The 6,000-nt window shown below is 62.9% G+C and carries 7 protein-coding genes; 1 reads left to right on the top strand and 6 read right to left on the bottom strand.

Features of this window, described 5'->3' with window-relative positions; all coding sequences use genetic code 11:
* The first annotated feature begins 325 nt into the window (after positions 1 to 325).
* The gene (locus ACX4ZE_RS15580) at positions 326 to 718 is read left to right on the top strand and encodes a tyrosine-type recombinase/integrase (RefSeq protein WP_480274152.1); all 393 of its coding nucleotides are present in this window, start codon (positions 326 to 328) and stop codon (positions 716 to 718) included.
* Positions 719 to 810: 92 nt separating this feature from the next.
* Here the strand turns inward: ACX4ZE_RS15580 and ccsB are convergent, their stop codons facing one another.
* Genes ccsB through ACX4ZE_RS15550 form a run of 6 tightly spaced genes read right to left on the bottom strand, consistent with a single transcriptional unit; the run spans position 811 to position 5,868 of the window.
* Positions 811 to 1,776, bottom strand: a complete 966-nt coding sequence (gene ccsB, locus ACX4ZE_RS15575) for a c-type cytochrome biogenesis protein CcsB (RefSeq protein WP_480274143.1) — start codon at positions 1,774 to 1,776, stop codon at positions 811 to 813.
* A gap of 2 nt (positions 1,777 to 1,778) precedes the next feature.
* On the bottom strand, positions 1,779 to 3,485 hold the full coding sequence (gene resB, locus ACX4ZE_RS15570; RefSeq protein ID WP_480274142.1) for a cytochrome c biogenesis protein ResB: 1,707 nt from the start codon (positions 3,483 to 3,485) through the stop codon (positions 1,779 to 1,781).
* Positions 3,482 to 4,327 (bottom strand): cytochrome c biogenesis CcdA family protein, encoded by an 846-nt coding sequence (locus tag ACX4ZE_RS15565; RefSeq protein ID WP_480274141.1) that lies wholly within the window; start codon positions 4,325 to 4,327, stop codon positions 3,482 to 3,484. The genes resB and ACX4ZE_RS15565 overlap by 4 nt, the downstream gene beginning before the upstream one ends.
* Positions 4,328 to 4,364: 37 nt before the next feature.
* On the bottom strand, positions 4,365 to 4,622 hold the full coding sequence (locus ACX4ZE_RS15560) for a hypothetical protein (RefSeq protein WP_480274140.1): 258 nt from the start codon (positions 4,620 to 4,622) through the stop codon (positions 4,365 to 4,367).
* Positions 4,619 to 5,254, bottom strand: coding sequence for a TlpA disulfide reductase family protein (locus ACX4ZE_RS15555; RefSeq protein ID WP_480274139.1), 636 nt, complete (start codon positions 5,252 to 5,254; stop codon positions 4,619 to 4,621). The genes ACX4ZE_RS15560 and ACX4ZE_RS15555 overlap by 4 nt, the downstream gene beginning before the upstream one ends.
* Positions 5,251 to 5,868, bottom strand: coding sequence for a histidine phosphatase family protein (locus tag ACX4ZE_RS15550; protein ID WP_480274151.1), 618 nt, complete (start codon positions 5,866 to 5,868; stop codon positions 5,251 to 5,253). Before ACX4ZE_RS15550 ends, ACX4ZE_RS15555 begins: the two co-directional genes overlap by 4 nt.
* Between the last annotated feature and the right edge of the window lie 132 nt (positions 5,869 to 6,000).

The raw sequence follows: 6,000 nt of genomic DNA, 5'->3' as shown, positions 1-6,000 counted from the left end.
TACGCCCAGTAGGACCAGTCCTTCTTAGTCTTAGGACCAGTCCTTCTTAGTCTGAGGGTCCAGGCCTCCGATCGGGACCAACCGCCCGATCGGAGACTATCTCCTGCCCCCAACGCCTGCTCTTCTCGCGTAGAGGCTGCGAGGTCAAAGGTGGCCATCGGCACAGCAGACGCGAAACGCCCTAGGGGTTGGAGGGGCGCGGGAACACAACGCAGGCGACACCACCCAGAACACGCGGCCGAAAGCCGCGCACGGCGCACCGCGTCGGCCTCGAAATCCATGTTCACGCTGCACTTCACCGGCCGCTGGACAACAGTAGGTCTACATTGCGACTACTGAGCAAGCGAAGGCAAAGGCCAGCGATACACCGGTACCGATCCCCACCGAACTCGTACAACTGCTGAAGGAATCAACGCGGAAGTACCGCGAGGAACACGCGATGTGCGACGAGCTGGGTAACCCGACATCGCCATGGGTGATCAGCTGGAATCTACATGGTGTGAAGGATGAGATTCCGGGTCTCCTTGATGGCTTCAGCTTCCAAGATCTACGACACTACTACGCTTCGCTGCCGATCCGTCGGGGCGCCGACATCAAGACCGTGCAGGCCCGTGTCCGGCACGACAGCGCGGTGACCACCTTGCGCTATTACGCCCACTTGTGGCCGGATGCCGACGAGACGACGCAGGCCGCAGTCGGTGGCGTACTCGAAACCTGACTCGACACTACTGCGTACTCACTGCGTACCGACGCCTCGAGCAACCCGGACGAGTAACCAGCCGAGCACGCGAATACGCTGGTCAAGACCTATCAGTTCAACCCTGCGTAACTGTGTAGGCCCGAGATCACAATGTTGATGACGAACAAGTTGAACAGCATGGCAACGAAACCGGCGATATTGATCCAGGCAGCTTTAGTGTCGCGCCAGCCAGAGGTCGCGCGGGCATGCAGGTAGGCGGCGTAGAGGACCCAGGCGATGAAGGAGCACGTCTCCTTGGGATCCCAGCCCCAGAAACGCCCCCAAGCGGCCTCTGCCCAGATGGCTCCCAGGATGACACCTGCGCCGAACAGCGGGAAACCGATGATGCTGGCCTTGTATGCCAGGCGGTCCAGCGTGCGGGCATCAGGCAGGCGGCGGGCGACGACGCCGAGGATATTGTCCGATTCTTGTCCGCTGGACTGCCACAATCGATACAGGAACAACATGCTCGCCACGCCTGCGAACAGGAAAACCCCACTACCGATGCTGACGATAGTGACATGCACCGGCAACCAGAACGACTTCAGCGCAGGTACCACCGGCGCGGCGTCGGTATAGAGCACAGTGCCCGCGAGGAACAGCAGAATCAGCACCGGTACCAGCAGAAACACCCACATCGCATGGTACTGCCTGTCGCGTAGGAACAGCAGACCGACGAGCACCGCAGTGGCGGTCGCCATGGTGATGAACTCGTACATGTTTCCCAGCGGAAAGCGCTGGGTCGCGAAGCCACGCAGTACGATCGCGGCTATATGCAGCCCGATGGCCACCGTCAGCACGGAGAACGCCATATTGCCTAGTCGCTCCGATAGCGGCGGATACGCCGAGTCTGCGACCCGGCCCGGCCCCTGCGGCGGCACCCCGCCGCCCACCGAAACCAGTTCGCGCTCGACAACCTGGCGACTGCGTGCCGTCGCGTACTGCCAGATCAGCAGCACCAGCACCAGCACATACACCACGATCGCCGTCTTGAAGGCGAAATCGCTGTATCTGGCGAGGGTCTCTTCGACTGACATGGTCACTCTCCCGTGGTCTCGGCGCCACGCGCCGCAGTAGTTCCAGCGCCACGCGCCGCAGTAGTTCCAGCGCCTGGCTGCTCGTCGAGCAGGCGCACGCACAGCCGGTCGAACTCGCCGCCCCAACCCGCTTGATCGGTTCTGGCGAGCCCGCCCATCTCTACGACAGTGCGTCGTTGATCTACGGTACCTGCTCCGGCCTCATCCTCGGCGAAGTAGGCCCGCACCCAGATCCGCCTGCGCTTGATCAGCAACGAGACCAACAGGCCCGCCATCATCAGTAACGCGCTCACCAGTACCCACTGCTGAGCGGGATCGTGTGAGACCTGCAGATTCACGAACTCCTGCGCGCCATCGAAGGTGACCTTGGCGCCATTGGACAGCGTGGTCGACTCACCCGGACGCAAATTGACCCTGGCTTCCTTGGTCAGCCGGCCCTGCTTGATCTGTTCGGGGTCGAGCGCGAACAGTGACTGCGGTTTGCCGGTGTCCAGTCCGGTATCGCCCAGATAGATGTCCACGGCGACAGCTGGATCTTTCATCTCAGGGAATGCTGAGGTCAGCAACTTTCCCTGGAACGTAGCGGTAGGGGCGAACAGGCCCTCGATGGCGATCTGGTTCTTGCGACGCTCTTCCTCGGTGGCGTACATGTCACCAGGGGGGTCGATCCGGAACGCGCCGCTGGACAAGAACGTGAAAGAATTCTCAGGACGCCATTGGATCGATTCCGTGCGAGTCCGGCCATCGGGAAAAGTAACCGTGAAGGTCGGCGCGTAGCCATGGCCCTGCAGATAGATCCGGTCACCAACGACGCGCAGCGGATGGTTCACCTGTATCCGGGTGTCGCGCCAGGTGTTGGTTTTCAGGTCGTTGCCCGCCTGATAAGCGATATCCGCGGTGAACATCTCGGCTTGCCCATTGGGCAGATAGTCAGCCTTGAAGTTTTTGACCCGCACACAGATCGGAGCCATGCCGGTGCCGTCGTTGATGTTGCCCGCCCGGAAAGAGTCGAACACTGCGGGCGAGGTGGTGCAGAAACCAGGGCCGTTGTTCGCCAGCACGATGACATTGCCTTCGTAGCCGAACAACTTGCCCATCGCAATGGCAATCAACAAACCGACCAGCGCGAGATGGAACACCAGATTGCCGAGTTCGCGGGTATATCCTTTCTCGGCGGACAGCACCAACTCCCCCTCGCGGGAACCGGAGCGGACCTCGATGCGCCAGCCACGTAACCGGGTGCGGGCATAATCGATCAATTCGCTGGGCGATTGCACGACACGACCCGTGTAATGGTGTGGCAACCTGCCCAGATTACGCGGTGCCCGCACTGGCGGCGTACGCAAGGCACGGTAATGGTCGAAGGTCCTGGGCAGGATGCAGCCGACCAAGGAAATGAACAACAGCGCGTAGATAGCCGTGAACCAGAAGCTGGAGAATACGTCGAACAGCTCGAGGCGGTCCATCCACGGACCGAGCATCGGCCGGTTCTCGATGTACTGGACGACTTTCTGCTTATTGAGGCTGCGCTGCGGTAGTAGTGCACCTGGGATCGCGGCCAGCGCGAGCAAGAACAGCAGCACCAAAGCAGTGCGCATACTAGTAAGCCCGCGCCAGCTATTGCGCAGCAACGCCCAAGCCCGGCCGACCATTGATTGGCGCGGCAACGGTGTGGAGGTTTCGATCGTCGGCTGGTCGGTTACGGTCATATCGGCAGAATCACCTCGGAGACGAATGCGTCGCGCACCCAGGCGATGAACTGGTCCCACATGCCGGTGACCAATGCGATGCCCACCGTGATGAGCAACATCCCCCCGACAACCTGGATGACGCGGGAATTGCGGCGCAGCCAGCCGACCCCGCGCAGCGCGCTCGCCGACCCGAAGGCGAGCACGATAAACGGCAGACCGAGACCGAGACAGTAGGCGACGATCAACACAACCCCGCGCGCCGCCGTCACTCCCTCGGTGCCTGCGGCCACCGCCATAACACCGGAGAGCGTTGGGCCCAGGCACGGCGTCCACCCGAGTGCGAACACCCCGCCGAGCAGCGGTGCGCCCATGATGCTGGTAAGCCTACGCGGCGCCATCCTGGTGTCACGCTGCAACGCGGGCACCAAGCCTATGAACACCAGTCCCATCAGGATCGTCACCACGCCGCCGATCCGCTGCAACAATTCTCGATTCACATTGAGTGTCTGGATGAAGCCGAAGACGGTGGCAGTAGCCAGCACGAAAATCACGGTGAACCCGGCGACGAACAGCCCGGCAGCACCGGCGACCCGCATCCGTCCCGAACGAGGCGATGGCGCGGTGGCGGTCGACCCCGGCTGGGTGGCGCGGGCTCCGGTAACTTCCGCGACGGTGGCGGGTGGTGCCTCCGCACCGACCAGACCGGCGAGATACGACAGATAGCCTGGCACCAGCGGCACTACACACGGGGAGGCAAACGACACCAGACCCGCGAGCAGACATGCGCCGAGCGCCAGCAACAGCGGCCCAGAAGTCACGGTCTGCTGGAACGACTCACCGACTCCGGCGAGCACTACCATCGAGCCTCCCCGGTACGCAGTGCAGTGCGCTCGGGGCTCACACCGATTCCTCCTGTGCATCCTCGGCTGATCGTCCCGCATCACCACACAACGACGCCCGTCGTCCTGACACGGTGTGCTCGTGCGTATCCGCGTCGACCACGCCGAACTCCAGCAAGGAGTCGGCAGCGACGCTGCGTGGCACGGTAGCTATACCCGCCCACCGATCATCGACAGCCCATCCACCGCTGATGCGTCGAGGGCCCTGGCGTGGCCTGCAGGCGCGCGGGTTGCGGGTACGACGGTCGCGATTCACTGAGGCTCCTTGGCGATGCGTTCGACCACCGGCTGCAGATCCTCGGCAAGCAGGGACCGCAGAAAGACCGCGGCGACCCGATGGCGCCGATCCAGGACGAGGGTGGTGGGGATAACACTGGTAGGGAAATTGCCGCCGAGCGCGAGCAGTGTGCGCATCGACGGATCGTAGATGGATGGATAGCCGACCTTATTGCTGACTACGAAGTCTTGGGCCTTGTCCCGGTACTCGTCGCGAACATTGATGCCGAGAAACGCGACGCCCATGTCCTTGGTCGCCTCGTAGACCTTCTCCAGCATGGGCGCTTCGGCGCGGCACGGACCGCACCACTGACCCCATATGTTGAGCACCACGACCTTGTCCGAGTAGTCTCCGACCGAGATAGTCGTGCCCGGCCGCATCAGATCCGGACCGGACAGCTCGCCGATAGTACCGCGGGTAGCGGGCGGGTCATAGAAGATGTCGGTCTTGCCGCCAGGCGAGACGAACTCGAAGGTACCGCCTGAAGCCACCGCGTCAGAACCGGTCGAACAACCCGCTAGCGCGGCAACCAGTGCCACGCACACGAGCAGAACGCGCGATCCCCAGCCTATGTTCGTCGTGCGCGTGGCGAATGCGACGCGGCGGATCATGCGCCGCGTACCGTAGGATCCGAACCACCTGTCGGTTCGGAATAGACGATGTCGACGAGAGTATCCCCCTGGTAGACCAGCGAAGTCAGCGAAGCGAGCGAGCACTGTCGGTGGCGCGGGTCATGCCAGAGCCGCTGGCCCTGAAGAAACCGGCGCAGCGTCCACACTGGTAACTGATGCGACACCAGTACCGCCTCGCGCCCCGCCGCTTCGACCCGCGCCTTGTTCACCACAGCCAACATGCGATGCGCGATCTGCAAGTAGGACTCGCCCCAGGACGGGGTGAACGGGTCACGCAGCTTCCACCAGTGCCGCGGCTTGCGCAGCGCCCCATCGCCGACCGAAACGCGCAGGCCCTCGAAGGTGTTCCCCGCCTCGATGAGGTTCTCGTCGGTCTTCACGATCAGTTGGTGATGTGCGGCGATCGGCTCGGCGGTCTCCTGAGCCCGTTGCAGCGGAGAGGCGATCACCAGCGCGATGTCATGATCAGCCAGCGCCCGCGCAACCGCACCCGCTTGCGCACGGCCGGACACAGAAAGACTGAAGCCGGGCAAGCGCCCATAGAGAATGCCGTTGGGATTGTGCACTTCACCGTGTCGCAACACGTGCACGATCGTCTCGACCGTCGTAGTACCGCCATCGCGCGCCTGATCACCGGTTCTGGCTCGGTTACCGGCGGAATCGGCCGGTTGGGCACGCTCAGTGGAGGAAACCTTGTCCTCGGCCGCGACGGCGTCGCGATCCCC

The organism is Nocardia sp. TBRC8007 (genome assembly GCF_056629435.1).
Note: the sequence above shows the minus strand (reverse complement) of the source record. Positions and strands in the feature narration are given on the sequence as shown.

Bases quoted from the DNA above. Each gene is read 5' to 3' on its own strand.
- ccsB (WP_480274143.1), bottom strand. From the start codon at position 1,776: ATGTCAGTCGAAGAGACCCTCGCCAGATACAGCGATTTCGCCTTCAAG.
- resB (WP_480274142.1), bottom strand. From the start codon at position 3,485: ATGACCGTAACCGACCAGCCGACGATCGAAACCTCCACACCGTTGCCG.
- ACX4ZE_RS15565 (WP_480274141.1), bottom strand. From the start codon at position 4,327: ATGGTAGTGCTCGCCGGAGTCGGTGAGTCGTTCCAGCAGACCGTGACT.
- ACX4ZE_RS15555 (WP_480274139.1), bottom strand. From the start codon at position 5,254: ATGATCCGCCGCGTCGCATTCGCCACGCGCACGACGAACATAGGCTGG.